Source organism: Flavobacterium tagetis (assembly GCF_016735615.1).
Lineage (GTDB): Bacteria > Bacteroidota > Bacteroidia > Flavobacteriales > Flavobacteriaceae > Flavobacterium > Flavobacterium tagetis.
In genome coordinates this window covers 542,247-565,531 of the sequence record NZ_JAERSF010000003.1, presented here as the reverse complement: position 1 = coordinate 565,531, position 23,285 = coordinate 542,247, and the positions used below count along the sequence as shown (strand labels likewise).

General features: G+C 32.8%; 20 protein-coding genes. 15 read left to right on the top strand and 5 right to left on the bottom strand.

Annotation, left to right across the window (positions count from 1 at the left end):
* Positions 1–44 precede the first annotated feature (44 nt).
* Together JI750_RS16550 and JI750_RS16545 are read right to left on the bottom strand one after the other, a co-directional pair.
* The gene (locus JI750_RS16550; RefSeq protein WP_111377136.1) at positions 45–749 is read right to left on the bottom strand and encodes a LytR/AlgR family response regulator transcription factor; all 705 of its coding nucleotides are present in this window, start codon (positions 747–749) and stop codon (positions 45–47) included.
* Positions 746–1,783, bottom strand: coding sequence for a sensor histidine kinase (locus JI750_RS16545; protein WP_202004472.1), 1,038 nt, complete (start codon positions 1,781–1,783; stop codon positions 746–748). Before JI750_RS16545 ends, JI750_RS16550 begins: the two co-directional genes overlap by 4 nt.
* Positions 1,784–1,957: 174 nt before the next feature.
* Here JI750_RS16545 and JI750_RS16540 point away from each other — a divergent pair, with 174 nt between their 5' ends.
* The 6 genes from JI750_RS16540 to JI750_RS16515 all read left to right on the top strand — a co-directional run bounded on the left by JI750_RS16540 (position 1,958) and on the right by JI750_RS16515 (position 11,047).
* Positions 1,958–3,343 carry a TolC family protein gene (locus JI750_RS16540; RefSeq protein WP_202004469.1) on the top strand — a complete coding sequence of 462 codons (1,386 nt, stop codon included), beginning with the start codon at positions 1,958–1,960 and terminating at the stop codon, positions 3,341–3,343.
* Between the two features lie 12 nt (positions 3,344–3,355).
* A complete protein-coding gene (locus JI750_RS16535; RefSeq protein ID WP_202004466.1) occupies positions 3,356–6,646 on the top strand; it encodes an efflux RND transporter permease subunit in 3,291 nt (1,096 codons plus the stop codon).
* 90 nt (positions 6,647–6,736) lie between these two features.
* Complete coding sequence (locus tag JI750_RS16530; protein WP_202004463.1) at positions 6,737–7,822, top strand: efflux RND transporter periplasmic adaptor subunit; 1,086 nt, start codon at positions 6,737–6,739, stop codon at positions 7,820–7,822.
* A 317-nt stretch (positions 7,823–8,139) separates the two neighbouring features.
* Positions 8,140–9,054: a DUF6731 family protein gene (locus tag JI750_RS16525; RefSeq protein WP_202004460.1), complete on the top strand. Its 915-nt coding sequence runs from the start codon at positions 8,140–8,142 to the stop codon at positions 9,052–9,054.
* A gap of 506 nt (positions 9,055–9,560) precedes the next feature.
* Positions 9,561–10,247: a hypothetical protein gene (locus JI750_RS16520; RefSeq protein WP_202004457.1), complete on the top strand. Its 687-nt coding sequence runs from the start codon at positions 9,561–9,563 to the stop codon at positions 10,245–10,247.
* 203 nt (positions 10,248–10,450) lie between these two features.
* Positions 10,451–11,047, top strand: a complete 597-nt coding sequence (locus JI750_RS16515; RefSeq protein WP_202004454.1) for a hypothetical protein — start codon at positions 10,451–10,453, stop codon at positions 11,045–11,047.
* 115 nt (positions 11,048–11,162) lie between these two features.
* Here the strand turns inward: JI750_RS16515 and JI750_RS16510 are convergent, their stop codons facing one another.
* Positions 11,163–11,396 carry a hypothetical protein gene (locus JI750_RS16510; RefSeq protein WP_202004451.1) on the bottom strand — a complete coding sequence of 78 codons (234 nt, stop codon included), beginning with the start codon at positions 11,394–11,396 and terminating at the stop codon, positions 11,163–11,165.
* A 624-nt stretch (positions 11,397–12,020) separates the two neighbouring features.
* Between JI750_RS16510 and JI750_RS16505 the strand changes: the two genes are divergently transcribed.
* Positions 12,021–12,638, top strand: coding sequence for a hypothetical protein (locus JI750_RS16505; protein WP_202004448.1), 618 nt, complete (start codon positions 12,021–12,023; stop codon positions 12,636–12,638).
* A 270-nt stretch (positions 12,639–12,908) separates the two neighbouring features.
* Here the strand turns inward: JI750_RS16505 and JI750_RS16500 are convergent, their stop codons facing one another.
* Positions 12,909–13,457 (bottom strand): type 1 glutamine amidotransferase domain-containing protein, encoded by a 549-nt coding sequence (locus tag JI750_RS16500; protein ID WP_202004445.1) that lies wholly within the window; start codon positions 13,455–13,457, stop codon positions 12,909–12,911.
* Between the two features lie 365 nt (positions 13,458–13,822).
* On the opposite strand from JI750_RS16500, the gene JI750_RS16495 reads away from it, so the two are divergent.
* The 5 genes from JI750_RS16495 to JI750_RS16475 all read left to right on the top strand — a co-directional run bounded on the left by JI750_RS16495 (position 13,823) and on the right by JI750_RS16475 (position 19,379).
* Positions 13,823–16,807: an ELWxxDGT repeat protein gene (locus JI750_RS16495; protein ID WP_202004442.1), complete on the top strand. Its 2,985-nt coding sequence runs from the start codon at positions 13,823–13,825 to the stop codon at positions 16,805–16,807.
* A 304-nt stretch (positions 16,808–17,111) separates the two neighbouring features.
* Positions 17,112–17,447 carry a hypothetical protein gene (locus tag JI750_RS16490; RefSeq protein ID WP_202004439.1) on the top strand — a complete coding sequence of 112 codons (336 nt, stop codon included), beginning with the start codon at positions 17,112–17,114 and terminating at the stop codon, positions 17,445–17,447.
* Between the two features lie 96 nt (positions 17,448–17,543).
* Complete coding sequence (locus JI750_RS16485; protein WP_202004436.1) at positions 17,544–18,338, top strand: helix-turn-helix domain-containing protein; 795 nt, start codon at positions 17,544–17,546, stop codon at positions 18,336–18,338.
* Positions 18,339–18,591: 253 nt separating this feature from the next.
* Positions 18,592–19,014: a DoxX family protein gene (locus JI750_RS16480; protein ID WP_202004433.1), complete on the top strand. Its 423-nt coding sequence runs from the start codon at positions 18,592–18,594 to the stop codon at positions 19,012–19,014.
* A 20-nt stretch (positions 19,015–19,034) separates the two neighbouring features.
* On the top strand, positions 19,035–19,379 hold the full coding sequence (locus JI750_RS16475) for a dimethylsulfonioproprionate lyase family protein (RefSeq protein WP_202004430.1): 345 nt from the start codon (positions 19,035–19,037) through the stop codon (positions 19,377–19,379).
* Between the two features lie 81 nt (positions 19,380–19,460).
* On the opposite strand, the gene JI750_RS16470 is transcribed toward JI750_RS16475, so the two are convergent.
* A complete protein-coding gene (locus JI750_RS16470; RefSeq protein ID WP_202004428.1) occupies positions 19,461–19,895 on the bottom strand; it encodes a cupin domain-containing protein in 435 nt (144 codons plus the stop codon).
* 136 nt (positions 19,896–20,031) lie between these two features.
* Between JI750_RS16470 and JI750_RS16465 the strand changes: the two genes are divergently transcribed.
* The 3 genes from JI750_RS16465 to JI750_RS16455 all read left to right on the top strand — a co-directional run bounded on the left by JI750_RS16465 (position 20,032) and on the right by JI750_RS16455 (position 23,280).
* Complete coding sequence (locus JI750_RS16465) at positions 20,032–20,955, top strand: SMP-30/gluconolactonase/LRE family protein (RefSeq protein WP_202004425.1); 924 nt, start codon at positions 20,032–20,034, stop codon at positions 20,953–20,955.
* 266 nt (positions 20,956–21,221) lie between these two features.
* Positions 21,222–21,815 (top strand): TetR/AcrR family transcriptional regulator, encoded by a 594-nt coding sequence (locus tag JI750_RS16460; RefSeq protein WP_111377152.1) that lies wholly within the window; start codon positions 21,222–21,224, stop codon positions 21,813–21,815.
* 247 nt (positions 21,816–22,062) lie between these two features.
* Positions 22,063–23,280 (top strand): efflux RND transporter periplasmic adaptor subunit, encoded by a 1,218-nt coding sequence (locus JI750_RS16455; protein ID WP_202005218.1) that lies wholly within the window; start codon positions 22,063–22,065, stop codon positions 23,278–23,280.
* The last annotated feature ends 5 nt before the right edge of the window (positions 23,281–23,285 follow it).

Below are 23,285 nucleotides of genomic sequence, written 5' to 3'. Positions count from 1 at the left end.
ATTTTTTATCCGAAGAAAAAACTCCTTTAAAATCAAGTATTCAATTATAATTCGAGTTTTTTTAATCGGTCTGTTAGTTCTCTTTTATAAGTAATTCCGATTGGGATTCTTTCGTTTTTAATCACCACAAAATCTTTTTCAGTTGCATCAATTTTATCAAGCGCCACGATATATGATTTATGAATACGCATAAAACTCTTTTCTGGAAGACACTTTTCAAATTCTGTTGTCGTGATAGAAGCCAGATAAGTTCTTTTTGTCGTGTGAAGTTTTACATAATTGCCAAAACTCTGCGCGTATAAAAGCTGATCCAATTCGATATCCATCAAATAGCCGTCGACTTTTACGCTAACCGAATTTACAGTTTCTTCTGCTTTTTGCTTCACGCTTTCTGTCGCAAAAAAACGGTCAATTGCCTTTAAAAATCTTGGAAAATAAATCGGCTTCAGCAAATAATCAATTACACCATAATCGTAACTTTCAAGAGCAAATTCAGAATATGCTGTGGTTAAAATAGTTTTAGGATGCGTCGGAAGAATTTTAAGCAATTCCATTCCTGAAATTTCAGGCATATTGATGTCTAGAAACATTAAATCGACTGGATTTTCTCTGAGATAATTCATCGCTTCAATGCCGTTATAACCTTGAAAAACCAATTCTAACTGCGGATTCTGTTTGATATAATTGGCCAGAACATAATGCGCAGCGGGTTCATCGTCTACAATAATGCATCTTTTTGTTTCTCTCATCCTACAAACTTTTTAAGCTGTATTTCTAAATCTACAATATAAGTCTGTTTATCGTCTTTTATGTCTAATTTATAGTCTTTTCCATAAATCAAATTCAGACGTTCGATCGTATTTTTTAAACCAATTTTGGTAGAAATCACATCGTTTTTCTTCGGAATTGAATTGGCAACATGAAGATGAAGCAATCCGTTTTCTACCGAAATTGTAATTTTTACAAAACACCTTTCGATAGCACAGGTTCCGTGTTTAAAAGCATTTTCGATAAACGCAATTAAAAGCATTGGAGAGATTTTATAGGCGTTTTCATTATCAACATCGCTTTCAAAAGTAATATCGCAACGATAGCCTACACGCTCCTTTTCTAGCTGCACATAACTATTTATAAACTCCAGTTCATCTTCTAAAGATACGCATTGTTTGCTATTGCTTTCCAATTGATAACGCATTAACTGCGAAACCTTCATAATCAAATCTGGCGTTCTGTCTGGAAACTCCAGACTGATTCCGTACAGTGTATTAAAAGTATTGAACAAAAAATGCGGATTTAATTGTCCTTTCAATGAATTTAATTGCATTTGATTGAACAATAAAGCCGCATCGGTTTGTTTTCTGTGAATACGATAAAACTTAAAAACAATAATCGGACTCAGAATGCAGACCAAAGTTCCTAAAACACTCGCCAATTGGTACGCATAACTTCTCTGATGCGAGTTTTGATACAAATGGCATTTGGCAAACATATCCATCCTTGTAATTTCATACAAAATGACAGAAAATACAAAAACTCCAAAAAGCGTTAAAATGATATAGGTAAAAGGTTTGTTTGCTTTGAATAAAATCGGAAGGAGAAAAAAGCGATTAAACTGGGCATGCATGTACAAAACGCAATAGAAAAATATACCCATTGCAATAGAAATGAATGAACTAAATAACATCCAATCATTTTTTAGGGTATATATTGTAAAGGAGAAAAGGACAACGGCAACCTCCTGCCACCATTTGTTATCCAGTATGTTATCAATTTTTTTGTTCATTCTTAATTTTGAAATAGTTTACAAAGTACGAACAAATATTTAATTAATTTTTTCAAAAAATGACCAATTCAATTCGTCATTTACTAGTGCAGTACATCACTTAACCTGACTTTTATCAGCATAAGAGAAATAAATTTGTTGCTTCAAAAACATTTCTATTCACACCTTGAGTTTATGTATTTCAAAAAAATTACCTTATTATTTTTATTGATTTTTGCCTCAATCGGTTATGCTCAAACCCTGTCTTTAAAAGAAGCATTAAAGATAGGTCTTGAAAACTACGGTTCTATCCGAGCAAAAAACAATTACGCCAATGCATCAAAAGAGACTCTAAAACAATCTCGACGTGATTACCTGCCAAACTTAAATTTATCGGCACAGCAGGATTACGGAACTGTAAACGGACAAAACGGACCGCTTTATGGTTTTGGAGGTTTAGGAGTTGCTTCATCAGGACTTCCGTTACCAGAACAAAACTGGAATTCGGCTTTTGGCGCACTTTATTTAGTCAACATGAACTGGGATTTTTTCACTTTCGGAAAAACACAGGAAAAAATCAATTTATCTAAAATTGATGTTCAGGCTAAAGAAAAAGATTTACAGCAGGAAAAATTCCAGCAAGAAATCAAAATTTCGGCTGCTTATCTCAATCTATTGGCGAGCCAGAGATTAGTGATTTCACAGCAAAAGAATTTAGATCGTGCAGAAGTTTTCAAAAAGACTGCTGCAGCGAGAGTTAAAAACGGATTATTGGCCGGAGTCGATTCTACTTTGGCTACAGCCGAGGTTTCTAAAGCTAAAATCGCTTTAAACCTTGCTAGAAACTTCGTTAAAGAACAAAACAACAAATTAGTCGATTTAATGGGCGTTGCGCCTCAGGATTTCGTTACAGATACTTTATTTGTAACTCAGATTCCGAAGGAATTAGTAACAAAAGAAGCTTCTACAGATAGTCTTCACCCTTTATTACAATTCTATAAAACGAAAATCGATTACAGCAACCAGCAGGTTAAATTGTATAAGAGATTTTATTATCCGACCATGAGTGCTTTTGGGGTTTTACAAACCAGAGCTTCAGGATTTGACAATACTTATGCTACAGACCAAAACGCTTTTAGCAGAAATTATTGGGATGGCGTAAATCCTGATCGTACCAATTATTTGGTTGGTGTTGGAATTACATGGAATTTAACAACTCCTTTCAGATCAAGCAAACAAGTTAGCGCTCAGAAATTTGTTTCTCAGGCATTGCAGGAAGAATACAATCAGGCCGATAGAGAATTGAAATCGCAATTGAATTTTGCCGAAGATAAGATCAAAATCACTTTGGAAAACTATGCTGAAGCTCCGATTCAGGTGGATGCTGCAAAAAGAGCTTATGTACAGAAATCGACTTTATACAAAAATGGTTTAACTGATTTGACTGATTTAACACAAACGATGTATGTTTTAAATCGCGCTGAAATCGATCGAGATATTGTCAATAACAATGTGTGGCAATCGTACTTATTGAAAGTCGCTGCAACAGGAAATTTTGACTTATTTATAAATGAATTTTAATTATAAATCCTAATGAATTTAATACGTTTTGCACTCCGCAAACCCATTTCCATTTTAGTATTGGTTGCGGGTCTATTTTTCTTCGGAATTGGTGCCATCAAAGACATTAAGGTAGACATTCTGCCAAAAATGAATTTGCCGGTTATCTATATTGCGCATCCGTTTGGAGGTTATACGCCAGATCAGATGGAGGCTTATTTTGCCAAAAACTACGTAAACGTTTTACCTTTCTCGAATGGTATCAAATCGGTAGAGACCAAAAATATTCAGGGGTTAATGATTATGAAATTAACCTATTATGAAGGAACCAATATGGCTCAGGCTGCTGCCGAGTTAAGTGCGCTTTCAAACAGAATCCAAGCGGCTTTTCCTCCGGGAACACAGCCTCCGTTTATCATTCGTTTTGATGCTTCTTCACTTCCAATTGGACAATTGGTTTTGAGCAGTAAAATACGTTCAAACAACGAACTGCAGGATTTAGCCAACGTTTATGTTCGTGCTTCGTTTACTGCAATTCCAGGATTATTATCTCCAGCTCCTTTTGGAGGAAGTCCAAGAACTATTGAGGTAAACGTAGATCCAGATTTATTGCGTTCTCATAATATGACGCCAGATCAGATTGTTGATGCGATTCGTTTGAACAACCAAACGGCTCCATCTGGAAACGTGCGTATGGGCGACAAAAACTATATTACGCCAACTAATAATACCATTAAAGAAGTTAAAGATTTTGAACAGATTCCGTTATTTAAAGGCGGTGTTCAGAACTTAAAACTAGGCGATGTTGCTTCCGTAAAAGACGGTGCCGATATCACGGCAGGTTATGCTTTAGTAAACGGAAAACGTTCAGTTTACATTAGTATTGCAAAAGCAGGAGACGCTTCGACTTGGGATGTGGTTCAGAAATTGAAAAAAGAACTTCCTAAAATTCAAAGCACGCTTCCTGAAGATGTAAATATTACGTATGAATTTGACCAATCGGTTTATGTAATCAACTCGGTTAAAAGTTTGATTACTGAAGGAATTATTGGTGCGGTTCTAACAGGATTAATGGTTTTATTATTCTTGGGTGACCGTCGTGCAGCATTAATCGTAATTATGACGATTCCGATTTCGATTATTTCTGGAGTTTTATTCCTAAAATTATTCGGACAAACGATCAACTTAATGTCGCTGTCAGGATTGGCATTGGCGATTGGTATTTTGGTGGATGAAAGTACGGTAACAATCGAAAATATTCACCAGCATCTCGACATGGGAAAACCAAAAGCACTCGCCATTTGGGATGCCTGTCAGGAAATTGCATTGCCTAAATTATTGATCCTTCTTTGTATTCTAGCCGTATTTGCGCCAGCATTTACTATGGTTGGTATTCCTGGAGCGTTGTTCTTGCCTTTAGCTTTAGCAATTGGTTTTTCAATGGTTATTTCATTCTTGCTTTCGCAGACATTTGTTCCTGTAATGGCTAACTGGATGATGAAAGGACATGAAAAACATGTACACGGACCAGAAATTACAGATGATGAAGCTGAATTTAATGACAGCGGTATAACGCCAGAATCAGAACAAAATCTAATCACTCAGAAAAAGGATTATGTAGAAAGAGCAGATACTAATAACAACGGAAAAATTAGTGCTTTCGAACGTTTCAAGATTCGTTTTATGCGAACTTTAGACCGTTTGTTTGTTCACAAAAAAATAACGACTGTAACCTATTTGGTTGGAGCAACACTTTTAGCAATTCTGTTCATTAATTTCATCGGAAAAGACGTATTCCCAAGAACCAATTCTAGTCAGTTTCAGTTGAGAATGCGTGCCATTGACGGAACGCGTTTGGAAAGAACTGAAGAACAAGCTAGAATTGTTTTAAAAGAATTGGAAAAAATGGTGGGTAAAGATCATATCGGAATCACATCTGTATATGTCGGCCAGCACCCTTCTCTATTCTCAATCAACCCGATTTATCTGTTCATGGCTGGTTCTCACGAAGCGGTTTTCCAAGTAAGTTTAAAAGACTACGAGGAAGATATGGATGATTTTAAAGATGAGTTTAGAGCAAGACTTAAAAAAGTACTTCCTGATACTAAACTTTCTTTTGAACCAATCGAATTAACGGATAAAGTTTTAAGCCAAGGTTCTCCTACTCCAATTGAGATTCGAGTTGCTGGAAAAGACAAAAAGAAAAACGAATTATACGCGACTCAAATTGTAGACAAGTTAAAAGCAATTTCGTATTTCAGAGACGTGCAAATCGGACAGCCAATTCATTATCCAGCAATGAATATTGATATTGACAGAACTCGTGCTGCCGAATTAGGAGTTGATATGAATGATATTTCGCGTTCGCTTGTGGCTTCAACCTCATCTTCTCGTTATACTGAAAAAAATAACTGGGTAGACGAAAAAGCAGGATTATCCTATTCTGTTCAGGTTCAAGTGCCTTTAAATAAAATGAAAAGCAAAACCGATATTGGAGAAATTCCGGTATTGAAAAACTCGCTTCGTCCTGTATTAAGCGACGTTGCCAAAATTACACCGGGCTTTGTAAGCGGTGAAAATGACAATTTAGGGGCCATGCCGTACATTACCGTGACTGCAAACATCTATCAAACCGATTTGGGGACGGCTTCAAAAGATGTGAGCAAAACAATTAGTTCATTGGGCGAATTGCCTCGTGGTTTGTTTGTTACGCCAATTGGATTAAGTACTGTATTGACCGAAACATTAAGTAGTTTACAAACAGGATTATTGGTTGCCGTATTCGTAATCTTCTTAATGTTGGCCGCTAATTTCCAATCGTTCAAAGTTTCGTTAGTAATCTTAACAACGGTTCCAGCCGTAGTTTTAGGATCGTTATTAATGCTTACTTTAACTGGTTCAACATTAAACTTGCAATCGTATATGGGAATCATCATGTCGGTTGGAGTTTCTATTGCCAATGCCGTACTTTTGGTAACGAATGCCGAACAGCTTCGAAAAATAAACGGAAATGCCTTAGAATCGGCTCGTGAAGCTGCTGCGTTACGTCTTCGTCCAATTATCATGACATCTGTTGCCATGATTATGGGTATGTTGCCAATGGCAATCGGACACGGCGAAGGAGGCGATCAAGTTTCTCCGTTAGGAAGAGCGGTTATCGGTGGATTATTATTTTCTACTTTTGCCGTATTATTAATCCTTCCGCAGATATTTGCGTGGGCACAAGAAAAAACATCGACACAATCTGTTTCTTTAGATCCTGAGGACGAAGAAAGCATCCATTATATTTCATCATTGAGTAAGTCAAAAGTTGGAAAGTCATAAAGTCAAAAGTCGAAAGTCAAATCGTTGCGATAACACTGGATACATTTTAATACTTTCCGCATACTTATAAAACATATATAAAACCAAAAAATGAAAAGTAACATTATAAAATCTACAGCGATACTATTTACAGCTTTAGTTGTACTAAGCTGTGAAAAGAAAAAAGAAGAAACTGCGAAAGCAGAAATAGAACCTAAAGTTGAAACTTTCCTTTTATCGAAAGAAAAACTAACAACAGAATTGCGTTTGCCAGCTGAATTAACCGGTTTTCAACAAGTTGATTTGTATGCAAAAGTGAGCAGTTTCGTAAAAACTTTAAAAGTTGATATTGGAACGAAAGTAAAAAAAGGACAGCTTTTAATTGTTTTAGAAGCGCCAGAAATAAGCTCGCAAGTAGCAGCGGCTGAATCGAGATTGAAATCTATGGAAGCCATTTACGCAACCAGCAAAAGCACTTACAACCGTTTGTATGAAACAAGCAAAGTTGAAGGAACGATTTCTAAAAACGATTTAGAAATGGCAAGCGGTAAAAAGAATTCTGATTACGCACAATATCAGGCAGCAATTGCAGCGCACAAAGAAATCTCGATCATGAGAGGTTACTTAGAAATTCGTGCTCCTTTTGATGGTGTTGTAGCGGCTAGAAATGTGAATTTAGGAACATTTGTTGGTCCAGCAGGAAAAGGTTCAGATTTGCCTTTATTAACGATTCAAGAGCAAAGCAAATTGCGTTTGGCGGTTTCTGTTCCAGAATTGTACACAGGATATTTGCACCCAGGCGACGAAATGAGTTTTAATGTAAAATCGCTACCAGATACTTTTACAGCAAAAATTACAAGAATGTCTGGCGCTTTAGATTTAAAACTGCGTTCTGAAAGAGTCGAAATGGACGTACACAACACCAAAGGAAATTTATTACCTGGAATGGTTGCCGAAGTTTTATTACCGCTTAACGCGAAAGACAGCACTTTTGTAGTACCAAAATCTGCCGTAGTAAGTTCTGCAGAAGGAATTTATGTGGTAAAAGTAGTAAACCACAAAGCCACAAGAGTTGACATTAAAAAAGGAAGAGAAATCGAAGATAAAATTGAAATTTTCGGCGACTTAACTCCAAACGATAAACTGGTAAAAATTGCCAGCGAAGAAACTAAGGAAGGCGATGTCATAAACGAATAACCTGCGTTTAGTCTTCAATTTAGTGATTACCAAAAACTGTACGCATTCTTAGGAATGCAAATTTAAAAATTTGCCTAAAAGGGCAGTTCTTCTTTAATTAGAGGGACTGTCCTTTTTTTGTTTAATACAAATCAGGTATAAATACTTACTAATACATCTTTATTTATTCATACACTTGCTATTTTAAATTTTATAGATTATGGTTTTCCATAATGATACTCCTTTTTTTATGTTTAATTTCACAAAAATGTAAATACCTAAAAACCAACAACTTTAATTTTACAAAACAAATAAAGTAACTTTAAGAACTAGAAGTAATGGCAAAAAAATACAAAAAAACAAAAATAAATTACTATCAGATAAAAGTAAATTTAAAAAATGCTCCAACTCAAAAAATTAAGGATGTAAAATCAAAATTTAAAAAAGCAATTAGTTTTAAAAATTTAAAAGTTCAGTTTATAGATCAAGGAGATGGTACTGTTTCAGCTATAGAATCAAGAGAAATAAATGTTAGATATTTAGGTGGCGCTTTGGTATACACCCAAGAAAAGAACATTCCTCCAAAATGGAATCAAGAAAATAAAAAGCTTGAAGCTATAAATATTAATGGTTTTAATGGATTAGGATATGATGCTGCTTTTTTTTATGATTCTGAGAATATGATTATTGCTATTGAAAGTAAAGTTCCTGGTCCAACACTAGAATCATTTTGTAATTTATTAAGACAAAATTTCAATCTGCCTAGTTTTGAAATAATTGTGGTTACTTCAACAAATGACTATGAAAAATTCTTGAACTCTAAGGGAGTCCGAAATTTGGAAATAAAAATGCTCAGTTTAGATAATGTTCCAGAAAAAAAATCTAGAATTAAAGGAGTAATGGAAACAAAAGATTTAGTTGACACAATTGACGGATCATATATAGATGTAAAAATTGCAGCAGGAACTGATAGAAATAAATTTTTAAATTTTAAAGCTATAAAACAATTGGCAAATTTTGCAATTTCATCTGTCGGATTCAAGCATGAAGTAACAAAGTTTAAAGTAGATATTGTAGATTTAGATTCTGGTAAAATTGAGCCTATTGATTTAATAACTAATCGAATTTCTGATTACATACAGGTTGAACAAGTTACAACTATAACTAAATTTTCAATTAAAGAGAAAATCACTCAAATAGAAGGTTTTTATTTGAAAAGAAAACCTAAATTAGATGAAGCGTATAGACTATAATTTAATATGGAATGTAAAAAAAAATATACACTAATAGCTAGATGGGAAATGAATTACCCCATTATTATATCAACTATATTATTACTATTTTTTCTTTTAATAGGTGGCAATATAAAATTTAACTTTATCGGTTTAGTAGAAGTGAACATGTCACTTTTTGGAATATTAATTGGATTTTTAATTACGGTTTTGACAATAATTAATTCACTAGATAATCAATACATTAGGGCAATTAAAGAAGATTCTGAAACATTCAATCTTTTCAAAAATTATTTAATAAACGCAATTTGGCTCTCATTTTTTACCATAATAATAGGAGTCTTGTATATTTTCATTTTTTCTACATGCACTTTTCCAATCAAAGACTTTTATGAAATTATAATTTTTTTTATTACAACATGGTCTCTTATCAGTTGTTATCGTTTTATTAGTGCATTTGTAAAAATTGCAATATAATTTAGACCATTATAATTATCTTTAAAGAATAAACAATTTAAACAAACTAAATGGAAATATATTTAATTGGAATTATAATTACTATTTCAGGTTTATATTTCAAAACTTATATTCAGGAGAAAGCAAAAATAGACGCTTTAAAATCAGAAAATAAAAAGTTAATTGAGCAAGCTGAAAAAATAAAATCAAAATATAGTAAAGAATTAGAAGAACTCAAAAAAGAACATCAATTAGAGATCTCTAAAAGAAGATATAAATACGAAAGCAAAAGAGATCAATACGTTTCTTTTTTCCAGTTTTTAGATCAATTCACAAAAGATAATACCACTAAATCTCAAGAGAAAATGACATTAATCGTAAATAATTTTATGACTGAGTTTTTAAATGCTCAAGATCATGAAGGTCAAATGAAGGCGATAACGACGATGAGTAATGAGATGCAAAAGTTAACATTTGAAGCTAGTAAAGATTTGATTAGGATTAAACAGGAAACTAATACTATTAGGTTGATTGCTAGCGAAAAAGTGATTCAAAAACTTGATATGCTGAATTTAGCTTTTGACAAAACAATCGCAGATAGTAATAAAACTTTAAATGATTTGCCTTTACTAATAATGAATGATGATAAACATAGTATAAATGAGAATCAAAGGCAATTAGAAGAATCAGGTAAGACCGTTAAAAAATATAATGATGAATTAATTGCTTTGATGAGAGAGGAATTAGATGAAATATAAGTCTTTTCTAATTTTCTTAAGTATTAAAAAACCTCGATCCTAAAAAAAATCGAGGTTTTTCCATTTCACAAACTCTATTCCTCACTCAAATAAGTATTCAAAATCTCCGCCAATTCATTGAGCCAATAATAATTGTCATGGAAAATTAGAAATTAATAAATTTGATATGGCTTATTACAATTTCTACAACAAATAATTATAATATGGAAACAAAAATTAATTTAATTATTTCAGTAATTGCTCTTTTCGCATCAATTTATGCTATATATTATACCAGAATAGATATCAACAAACAATTAAGAATGAGTAAACTTGAAGAAATATTAGAAATTATAACTCTAATAGACGGATATTATGCTTCACTGTTTAACTTTTTCAATGATGCTAGAGAAATTAGAGAAAATTTAGAAAATGGAAAGAAAATAACGCCTGAATTAGAAAAAAAAATAATGCTTCAAAACAGATTTATAGAAATTGTCAAAGAAGAAAGATTAGTGGAAAAAGCTACACGTCTAAGAACTTTATCAGATGCATATTTACCAAATTCAAACAATCTAAAAATAAAAATCAATACAATATCAATGATTTATTATAATATGCACCTTTATATTCTCAGAAAAAATTTGCCAAATGTAAAGGAACTTTCAATGATACCAAAACCCGTAGAAATGCGAAAATTTATTCAAAAAATTGAAACTTTAGTGGTAAAAGAAATGAAACTAGGTTACAAAACGTTTACAAAAGAAGATCATATGGAATATTTTCACAATCAGTTCAAAAAAGACATAGAAAGAATGTAAATGTAACCCGATAGCACGGATTTGCAATCTATTTCCACAAAGTAATTAACTGATTATATCTAAAAATAAAAACCTCGACCTTAAAAAAAATCGAGGTTTTTCCATTTTATAAACCTTACTCCTCACTCAAATAAGGATTTAAAATCTCCGCCAATTCATTGAGCCAATAATAATTGTCTTCAAAATTTGGTAGTCCAATTTGGAGGGTTTCGTGTTGTCGCATTACGCCAAGAGCTAAAATGCAATTTACTTGTCTTAAAATTTTAGCCATATCTTCGGGATCTACGCTATGGTTAAAAAAATTAATCAGCCTTGTTTCGGCTTCTTTGGAAAGGGTGTTTGAATTCATGTCTTCCATTTAATGAATTAAAGCCTATTTGGAAGACATTGTAATCTGAATTACTTGTCAAATCTCAAAGGCAAATTTTACTTTATTTTAAATGTGAAGATTTAAGAGCTTCAAATATAGGAAAAACCATTTTAAAAAGAAAGATTTTTCTTTCAATTACTGTATTGCTTTTATCAAATATACTAAATCTATATTTCAACCGCATTTTTGTCATTTCGACGTAAGGAGAAATCACACTAGGAACTCCGCGAAGTATTTCTCCAATCTTTGTCGATATGCGAGTGTGATTTCTCGTTCCTCGAAATGACAAACAGAACGTAAAAAAGACGAAACATTTGTCAGGTTTAGCGAAGTCAAAGCTCCGCAATCTAAATCGTCAATCTTTGTCGATATGCGTGTGTGATCCTTCGTTCCTCAGGATGACAAACTGCACGTAAACATTTGTCAGGCTGAGCGAAGTCGAAGCCTCGCTCCTATAATCGCCAATCTTTGTAGAGCTACTAATGCGGTCTTCGACTTCGCTCAGACTGACAACAAAGCACAACAAAAATACCAACAATTCCAAACCCAAAATCTCTACAAAAATATTCCTATTTTTGAATACAAAATATCGCAAACTTTAATATGATTAACAGCATTAGTGATTGGGAAGAAAAACAAAAAGGTTATTTAGTTGTATCTGTATTGTGTCTCATTTTTGGAGCTTACTTTTTTATCAAAGTCATTAGTGGAAGTTATGCCATAGAACAGTCAGATCTTGAAGTTTACGAAAACCTAATCATTTCAAACCCTCCTAAATTCAAAGAAAGAAAAGGAAAAAGAAGCAAAAAATGGATAGAATTTAATTGCATTAATAATCAAAGTACTTTTGAGATTGCTGGTTATGACTATAGTTGTGTTAATGATGAAGAAGTTATAAATGAAATAAAAACTGGAGATACCATCTCTGTTGCTATTTTAAAAGATGATTTGAATGATTTCAACACGCAAAATTCTTGTGAAATTCATTCGTTGGTAAAAAATGATAAAGAATACCTCGATCTTAGATGCAGAAATGAAGTAGACACTGGAGGCGGAAAAAGGATTTTTCTGATTTTATTTTCGATCTCTATTTTGACAGCCATTGTATATTCTCTTCCTAAAAAACCTAAACTTTTTGATAAAGTTGATCCTATACTGATAGTTGGAATTGGATCAATAATACTTGCTTTCATTCTTTATTTGCTTACATTACAATTATAGTTAACAAATAAAAACCAAAAACTTTGAAACAAAACCTTGATCCATGAGATCGAGTTTTTTTATGCATTAACTAGAAAAAATAAACTAAATCACCAATCTTTGTCGATATGCGCGTGTGATCCTTCGTTCCTCAGGATGACAAACTGCATGTAAACATTTGTCTGGCAGAGCGAAGTCAAAGCCCCACAATATTTATCACAAAAAAAATGCAAGACCAAAATATGATCTTGCATTTTTATATAATTTAATAAATCTAAAAAAAAATATCTTTTAAACTCTCTGGCGCTCATGTATTCCTTCTTTAATTTCTTCCACCATTTTTTTATTAAAAGCGGGCAAATCATTCGGGTTTCGGCTGGTTACTAATCCGTGGTCTACGACAACTTCTGAGTCTTCCCATTGTGCTCCGGCATTTTTCAAATCGTTTTTAACAGAAAAGAACGAAGTTACTTTTCGACCTTCCAAAACATCGGCATCTACCAGAATTTGAGGTCCGTGACAAATTGCCGCTACTGGTTTTTTACTTTCAAAAAAGGAACGTACAAAATTTACTGCAGCTTCTTCCCTTCTTAATAAATCAGGATTTATAACTCCTCCAGGCAGAACCAAAGCATCGTAATCGGCTTCATTTGCCTGATCTAATACAACATCAACATTATATTCGTTGCTCCAATTTCCGTCTTTCCAAGATTTGATAGTTCCAGATTTCAAACTGACGATATCTGCATTCCAGCCTTGCTCTTCCAGATAGGCTTTAGGCGATGCTAATTCTGATTCTTCGAAACCGTTTGTGGCTAATATGGCGATATTCTTTTTCATAATTCCTAATATTTAAAATGTGATTAATTTTGATTTACCTAAAATTAGTTATTTGAGAAAGCCAGAGAAAATAGATCCTGTTAAAGCTTTCTTTAATTAAAGTTAATTAATTGACAATCAAATTTTTATTAAACAATAAAATGAAATTATGTAAAATTCAGGTCATTTGGTTTACTATTTTATACCGGGAGGTATCATGTAGTTTAAATTGTAATTGTATTATAAAACCACCTTTTTTAACTTTTATGGTCTGAAAGTATTTTTCTCGAGAAATTAAATATATTTGACAGATAATTTATTACAAAAAAATCTACCGTAAATACAATAAATTTTAAATAACCCAACCAAAGAAATAACCAAAACGCATGAAGTACAACTTTATTCTTTTCATTTTTTTTGCTGTTTTTAATTCTGGAGTAGCTCAAAATATAGATGCGACTTTAATAGAATTGAATTTTCAAGAAGATAGTTATCCTCAAAATTTAACGCCTTTTAAATCCGGATTCTGTTTCACCGCTACAGATGGATATTACAAATATTTTGGCAGAGAATTATGGTATTCAAATGGCACAAAAGAAGGCACTTTTATGATTAAAGATATTCTGCCTGGGCCAAGTTCTTCAAGTCCGAATAACTTAATAAATATAAATAATACCCTTTACTTCACCGCCTATGATGCTGTACACGGTAACGAACTATGGAAAAGTGATGGAACAGAAGCTGGAACCGTAATTGTGAAAGATATAGATCCTAATGAAAAAGGCGAATACAATGGCCCTTCAGGATTAATAGAATTTAATGGAAAATTATATTTTACAGCAAGTAATGGCGTAAATGGTTACGAATTATGGACTAGTGACGGTACAGAAGCTGGAACTTATATGGTAAAAGACATATACCTAAACGGAAATAGTAATCCAAATTCATTATTCGTTTTTAATAATAATCTGTATTTCGTAGCCTATAATGAAACAGGATATAAATTATGGAAAAGTGACGGAACAGAAGCAGGAACTGTAATACTAAAAAACATCTATGTCAATCCTTCTCCAGTTAATGAAAATCAATTTTTGATTGCAAATAATTCCTTTTTCTTTTTTGCAAGTGATGGTTCTAAAGGTAATGAACTATGGAAAAGTGATGGATCAGAAGCGGGAACTACTATTGTAAAAGACATTTTTAGCGGTTATAATTCCAGCGCCAACAACTTAAAAGGTTGCGTTTTAAACGATAATATAATTTTTGAAGCCAATGATGGCATCAATGGTACCGAAATATGGAAAAGTGACGGAACAGAAGCAGGAACATTGATGATTAAAGACATTAACGGCACAAAATTCAACAGTATATATTATTACAACAGTAAATACATTGCGTTTAATAATGAAGTGTATTTTCTTGCAAATGATGATATAAATGGAAATGAAATATGGAAAACTGACGGAACTGCAAATGGCACTATTTTATTTAAAGACATCAATAATGGCAATTTATCTTCCTCTATAAATAAATTTTATAATGACAAAATAAACAATAAACTTCTGTTTTTTGCAACTAAGGCTGATGGCTCTGGTGAACAAACAATTTGGGTTAGTGATGGAACTACGAATGGAACGGTCGAACTTGCCAATATAAGATCAAGCCATTCATCTGGGTATCCTGATAATTTTATTACTCTTAATAATAAAACCATTTTTACAGGTAAAGATGAAAAACATGGGACTGAATTATGGCAAACAGATGGAACAAAAGAAGGAACATCAATATTTGCAGATCTTAACTATAAAAATGGCAGTAATCCAGATAAGTTTACAGATGTCAATGGCAATCTGTTTTTTAGAGCAAGAGGAACAACTTATGGCACACAATTATTTAAAAGTGATGGAACTGTAGAAGGCACAAAACTGGTTAAGGATATACAGCCAACCTATGAAGCCCTTGATAATCTTTCTGATATGAAAGTAATAAATGGTACCTTATTCTTTAGTGCAATTGATGGCGTACATGGATTCGAGCTTTGGAAAAGTGACGGAACAGAAAATGGAACTGTATTAGTAAAAGATATAAATCCAGGCAAAAATAGCAGTTTTAAAACTCACAATGACAAGCAAGAATTTACCGTTTTAAATGATGTTTTATATTTTAGTGCCAATAATGGGGTAAATGATGTCGAATTATGGAAAAGTGACGGAACAGAGGCTGGAACTTTCATGGTAAAAGATATCAATCCTGGCGGCTATAATTACGGTAGTCATCCAAAAGAATTTGTTACTTTAAATAATAGTGTCTATTTCATCGCTATTGATTATTCGGGAACATCTTTATGGAAAACTAATGGAACCGAATCTGGTACAGTTAAAGTCATATCTTTAAACGACATGCGAGTTCTAAAAGTAGTAAATAATAAGCTACTAATTGTTGCTGAAACTTCAGGAACAACTTATGGACCACATGACTTGTGGGTATCTGACGGAACCGCCTCTGGGACAAAACATCTAAAAAGCTTTGGAGATAATCTAAATAGTGACATTCGATTTAGTGCAACTTTAGATAATCAATTATATTTTGTTGCTAAAAATCCAGACAGCTTTAGAAGATCAGTTTATAAAACTGATGGAACTATAGAGGGAACAAAACTAGTATTTGATGCTGCAAATCACCCTACAATGCCTGACCTTGACATAGAAGTAGTTTATTCTTGTGGAAGTTATGTCTATTTTGTTGTAGAAGATTTTTATGGAACACCAAAAGAATTGTGGAGAACAAATAACCAAATTACAGAAAAAGTGGCTGGGCCCGATACCAATGACTTTTTATATATTCGAAATTTAACTTGTTATGATGACAATTTATTTTATTTAGCAGAAATGTTTCCAAAGAATATATGGATGATTAACGATAAAATGAATGTCCCTGAACAGTTGAGCGTTAATATTCTAAATAATAAAAATTTTGAAGGATATGAATCAATTCAAGAAATGGGAGCAACAAGTAACGCCTTGTATTTCAATGGAAGAACTGACACAAGCGGAAATGAGCTATATGTTGCGAAAGTTAATTTAGGTACATTAGGTGTTCCAGATTATGAACTTTCGGAAAAAGCAAATCAAAAAGAAGTAAAAGTTTATCCTAATCCAGCGAACAAATTTGTTACAATAGAATCTACAAACAATACGATCACAAAATTTGAATTGTACAATTTATTGGGACAAAAGATTGATGAACAAATGAATAAAGATCAAAATCAGAAATTAAAATACGATCTTAATAAACTAAATAGCGGTATTTATTTTATTAAAGCCTCTTTATCAAATGGAAAAACAGATAATATCAAATTAATAGTTAATTAAATATCTGTTTTTATGAATACTAAATAATTTTTAGACAAAAAGAATCTGAAACCTCGACCTTAAAAAGTCGAGGTTTTTATTTTTTATAGACCTCACGCTTTGTTATCGTGGTGTCGCGTTTGTGTCAATATATTAGATTGAAATAAAATATATTCACAATCGAGATGCTCGCATCAGCGAACTATTGCTTTAATAATTTTCAAAAAAAACCTTATTTTAATACAAAAAAAACTTTTAGGGGTAGTATTGATGAAATCTGCGGTTTTAAATTTACTATTCCAAGACAAATTAAATACCACTTCTTATGCCACTAACAAAAAAAATTGCAGAATTAACGTCTAAAAATTACAACACCAACATTACTATTATGGGTGATTTTGAAGACAGTAACCATACTTCAATTCTTGACAATGACAATGGGACAATCTTAGTTGTTTCAAATCGAGATCAGTTTTATTTCAAAGATCAACACCGTAATCTCTGGCTTTCTGTTCTAGATTCATTTCAGATAGATGGAAAACAGCATTATCCCGAACTTGGAGATTCTTATACCCTCAATCATGGAGTACAATACAGTTTTACAACAAAAGAAGCAATTGTAGAAATGGCTTTCAATTATTTTGAAAAACATGTAGATTAGCATTATAAAACACAGAAAACAAATTCTTTAAATGCATAACTTTACAAAATATTAGCTCCTGATAACTATCGGGATTGCGTTTAAATTCCAAAACAAATGATTGAAATAAAGACGTTTGAACAGGCAGAAGATCTAAAGTATCCTAGACGTGTATTAAAATATGTTCTGCTCTTTTGCACATCAGGAGAAATAACGCTTTCGGTAGATGAAAACGAATATCTAATCACCAAAAATTCAGTGTTAACAATAACGTCTGGTCAAATTCATTTTATAAAAAACAGCAGCAACGCAACCGGGTTTGTTCTCGAATTTACTTATGATTTCTTCTGTAAAAATGATAACGACATTGAGTTAATTTTCCACAACAGTTTGTTCTGTCATTTTGCAATGAATGAAGTGATAATAGTAGATGACGACAAATTGGTTGTTGATGCTTTAACGCTTATCCAACAGGAAATTGCCCAAAAACCATATCAATACCTCATCTCTATTCACTCTAGAATTCAATTAATTTTAATAGAAATCAATCGTTCTAAAATCAAATTGGGAGAAGAAATCTACAAACCAGATGCTTTGTTTCTTCATTTTCTGGAAGCTATTCGCGGTAATTTTGACAAAAATCTTTCTGTCAATGAAATCGCCAATTTAATTGGCACAACCGAAGCCAAATTAAACGAACTCTCTAAACTTCATTGCAACAAAACCGCACAAAATATTATCTTCGGACTGATCATTTCTGAAGCAAAACGTTTGTTTACTTACGAGAAATTATCGGTAAAAGAAACCGCTTATGCTTTAGGTTTTAATGATCCTTTCTATTTTTCGAATTTCTTCAAAAAGCACACGAATATTTCACCAAAATCTTACAAAGAGAAAGTTGTGCAATTGTAGCCGTTTTCCAAGCTTTTTCCTTTCGTTGCGAAAATTACTCGCAAAGTCGCAAAGTTTTAATAATAAAGCTTAAAAAAAATGCTTTGCGACTCTGCGACTCTGCGAGATTAAATAAAAATATTTTGACTTTGTTTCTACTTGCAATCGCATTGTACACAAAAACATAATTACATGCTTTTCCTAGGATTCTCTATTCTTTAAAAAGCACCACTGCCTGATCTTTGTATCTGATTAATTACTAATAAAATAGTTTATGAAAAGATATCAGGATTATGCCATTTTGCTTTTACGAATCGCAATGGCAATTGGATTTTTATCTGCAGTTTTAAGTCGGTTAGGTTTGCTTGGAGAACAATCTTCGGGTTGGAAAAATTTTCTCTCTTATGCCGAAAAAGTAAATTTGTTTTTACCAAAAAGTTTCATTCAGCCCATCGCAATTGTCAGCACTTTTCTAGAGACTCTATTTGCTGTTTTACTGCTGATTGGATACCAAACCAGAAAAACGGCTATTGGCTCTTCTATCTTAACTTTTCTATTTGCGCTTGCAATGACTTATTCCTTCGGAATAAAAGATCCACTCGATTATTCTGTATTTGTCTTTTCTATGGGCGCATTTCTCTTAGCCACCGTTGACAAATACAGATGGAGTTTGGATGAATATTTTTTGAAAAATTAACTAATTAAATTTGAATACATATGGAAACTAAAATCACAAAAAGCACTGAATTAGAATGGAAACCTCTTATAGAAGAAGGTGTAAAAACAGACGGAATTTATGCTAAAGTATTACGCTTTGATACAACCACAAACCGCCCTCCTACTTTTCTTTTAAAGTTTGAGCCTGGCGCTTCTTATCCAAATCACGTGCATCCTGCAGGCGAAGAAATCTATGTTCTAGAAGGCGAAGTGCGCTCTGGAAAAGACCAACTAAAAGCAGGCGATTATTTGTATATGCCACCAGGAAGCACACATTCTGTATTTTCTAGAACTGGCTGTACACTTTTGTTTATGATTCCTGAAGAAGTTGTCATTTTGAAGTAAACAAGATATTCAGTAGCCTTTTGAACAGCTGCGCAAAGTCAGAGACATTTGCGTAGCTCTTACACAACATTAAGAAAGATTTTACCTCAAGTCCTTTTTAATAACCAAATATTTTAAATCTGTTTTACCTGCATTGCTAATTCCGTGTTCGGCATTTGGCGGACAATAGAAACTAGTATTTGGACCTGCTGTAACCGTTTTTCCGTCAAGGAAGAATTCGGCAGTTCCTTCTAAAATATAGAAAAATTCTTCTTCAGGATGGTGATGCGGCGCGTGCGTAGATTTTCCTGGTTCGACAATACTCATTTTTAAAGTGTTTTCTTGAGTAAAATCCTTATTGGCAAACCAATATTGGTAGCCTACTTTTGTTTTGGTAGCTTTTTCTAACTCAAAGTGATTGACACAGTTTTCGATTGTGTATTGTGGCTTTGCGGTTTCTTTTTTGGTTTCCTGAGAGAAGGTCTGCTGGAAAAATAAAACAGCAATTGTGGTTTTTAGGATAGTTAGCGTTTTCATTTTTTTTTGTAATGTTACGAAAAAATGTTTTTGATAAATTGAGATTAAAATAAAATTCTAATTTCATTGCATTTCATATCAGAAATAAAAACTACTTTTAAAACCGCTTCAAAAGCAAGTTTTAAACCTTTTTATAATGAACCCACTCCAGCTTAAAATAAAATCATTCCTTTTATTTTTTATTATTTTAACTTTTACAAATTTTATATACGCTCAGACATCAAAAGAAAAAAGCAATTCCATAATAGCAAAAAGTGCAGTTCTCACAAAACTATCTGATCAATTCAGTTTTACAGAAGGACCTGCAGCTGATAAGAAAGGAAATATTTATTTTACGGATCAGCCTAATAATAGAATCATGAAATGGTCCGTTAATGGCAAACTTTCTGTTTTTATGGAAAATGCAGGAAGATCTAACGGTTTGTATTTTGATCGCGCAGGTAATCTTTTGGCTTGCGCCGATGAAAAAAATGAACTTTGGAAAATAGAAAAAAACAAAAATTATACTGTAATACTAAACAACTTTGAAGGAAAAAGGCTGAATGGACCTAATGATCTTTGGGTTGATCCAAAAGGCGGTATCTATTTTACAGATCCCTTTTATCAAAGAGATTACTGGAAATATACCTCCAAAGAAATAGAGAAAGAATGCATTTACTATTTATCTCCGGATAAATCCAAAATTACCAACGTTGAAAATGAACTTGTAAAACCAAATGGCATTATTGGAACTTCGGATGGAAAAACCTTATACGTTGCGGATATAGCAGCAAATAAAACGTACTCTTATACGATCGAAAGTAATGGTTCTTTAAGTAAAAAGACGCTGTTTACTGAATCAGGTTCAGATGGAATGACAATAGATGAGTCGGGAAATATTTACTTATGCGGAAAAGGAGTTACCATATTCAATCCACAAGGAGAAAAAATAGCTCATATTGATGTTCCTGAACCTTGGACAGCTAATGTTTGTTTTGGAGGAAAAAAATTCAAAACATTATTTATTACTGCCGGTAAAAGTATTTATACAATAGAAATGAACGTTCGAGGAATGAAATAATCAAAATTTTATTCGTCAAAGAGAAAATCAGACGTTTTTCAAAATCAAAAAACATCAAAATCATCTTAATTTACTTTAAATTAGTTTAAAGTTGACTTAAATTTTAATTTTACAAAAACGCAAAACCTTTCGAAACACCTTATTTTGCTAGTATTTTAGCATTCTCTATGATCCAATAAGAAAATATTATGACAAAAATATTTTGAAATCCGAAAATCTGCCCTACATTTGCCTAACAGTGTTAAACGATTTAATACTTGAATACAATGGCTAGCAAAGATCGAATTTTAAGACAAAAAGAAGAGACAAGAAATAATATTCTTGGCGCTGCTTATGATATCGTAAAAGATGAAGGCTGGAATGGTTTGAGTATGCGTAAAATTGCCGACAGAATCGAATATACTGCTCCTATTATTTATGAATATTTCTCGAATAAAGAAGCAATTTTAGAAGAACTGACAGGCAAAGGTTTTTTAAAACTGGCTAAAGAGTTGCAGACTGCAAAAGACAAGTTTGAAAAACCCGAAGATCAGTTAGAAGCCATGTGGATGACTTATTGGGATTTCGCTTTTACTAATACTGAAATGTATCAACTTATGTTTGGTGTTCAAATGACTTGCTGTGCACAGCGATGTTCGGCTCAGGAAGCACCTTACAAATTGTTTACTGGTGTTATTGCTGAAATTATGAAAGACAGCAATCCTAGTGAAGATATCATTAAACAAAAATATTTTACTTTCTTTTCTGTTATTCATGGTTTAATCGCCATCAACATCATTAACAAAAGTGATATTTTAGAAACAATAAATGCTCAGATTTTGAAGGATGCTATTACTGGTATCATCAAATCTATACAATAAAAAAATTTTCAATTTTACTTAACAGTGTAAAATGATTTAAACGGGATAAGATAAAATCCTTTTTTTTATAACTTTCGCTTAACACTGTTAGAAAATTTAATAAAGATAGTAAAAGCTCTTTTTTTAGACTTTTACTTAACATCGTTAGATAATTTAATACTGATTTTAAATAAAATTGGAGAAGCTTACTGTATGGAAATTTGCGCACATTTACTTAACAATGTTAGATAATTTAATTCAATTAAATATGAATCCCGAGAATGCCAGAATACCAAAGAATTTTATCCGAGAAAATGTTCAACCAATTAAAACCACAATGAAAATGAAAAATGTAATTATAACCAGTTTTATCCTGGCCTTAGTTTTAAGCAGCTGTGCCGATAAAAATCAGGCTCCTACTGCTCCACCTCCACCGGTTTTACCTGTATTGGCAATCACAAGTGCTAACACAACAACTGACTCTGAATACCCTGCTTCTATACAAGGAACTGTTGATGTTGAAATTCGCCCACAAGTAAGCGGAAACCTTGACAGAATTTATGTAGACGAAGGTGCTTATGTAAGCAAAGGACAAACTTTATTCAAAATTAATGAGCGTCCGTATCGTGAGCAGTTAAACAATGCTTTAGCAAGTCTTCACGCTGCAGAAGCAGCTTTGATCAATGCTAATTTAGAAGTTGATAAATTAACTCCATTAGTACAAAACAAAGTAGTTTCTGATTATCAGTTAAAAACAGCTAAAGCTTCTCAAAAAATTGCTGCTGCTAATATCGAACAAGCAAAAGCAATGGTTGGTACTGCTAAAATTAATTTAGGATATACGAATGTAACAGCTCCAGTGAGCGGTTATATTGGAAGACTTCCTAAAAAACAAGGAAGCTTAGTTTCTGCTACAGATATTGAACCTTTAACTACTTTATCAGACGTTCACGAAGTATTTGCTTATTTCTCTTTAGGTGAAACCGATTTCATCAACTTCAAAGAACAATATGCTGGAAATTCACTTGGCGATAAAATCAAAAAATTACCTCCAGTTACTTTGATTTTGGCTGATAACAATGCGTATCCTCAAACAGGAAAAATTGATATGGTTGACGGGCAGTTTGATAAAACTACTGGAGCAATCACTATTAGAGCTACTTTCCCTAACAAAGGCGGTGTATTACGTTCTGGAAACACAGGAAGAATCCGTTTAGGATTACAGCACGACGATGCCATCTTAGTTCCACAAGCGGCTACAGTAGAAATGCAGGATAAAGTATTTGTTTTCACTGTAGGCAAAGACAACAAAGTGACTAAAATGCCTATAACAGTTGTGGGTAAAAGCGGAACCAATTATTTAATTAAAGAAGGTGTAAAAACTGGCGACCAAATCGTGTTAAGCGGTATTGACAAACTTCAGGACGGGCAAGCGATTCAGCCTGAAAAATCAACCAAAGTTGCCGAAGTAACTAATCAAAAATAATTATA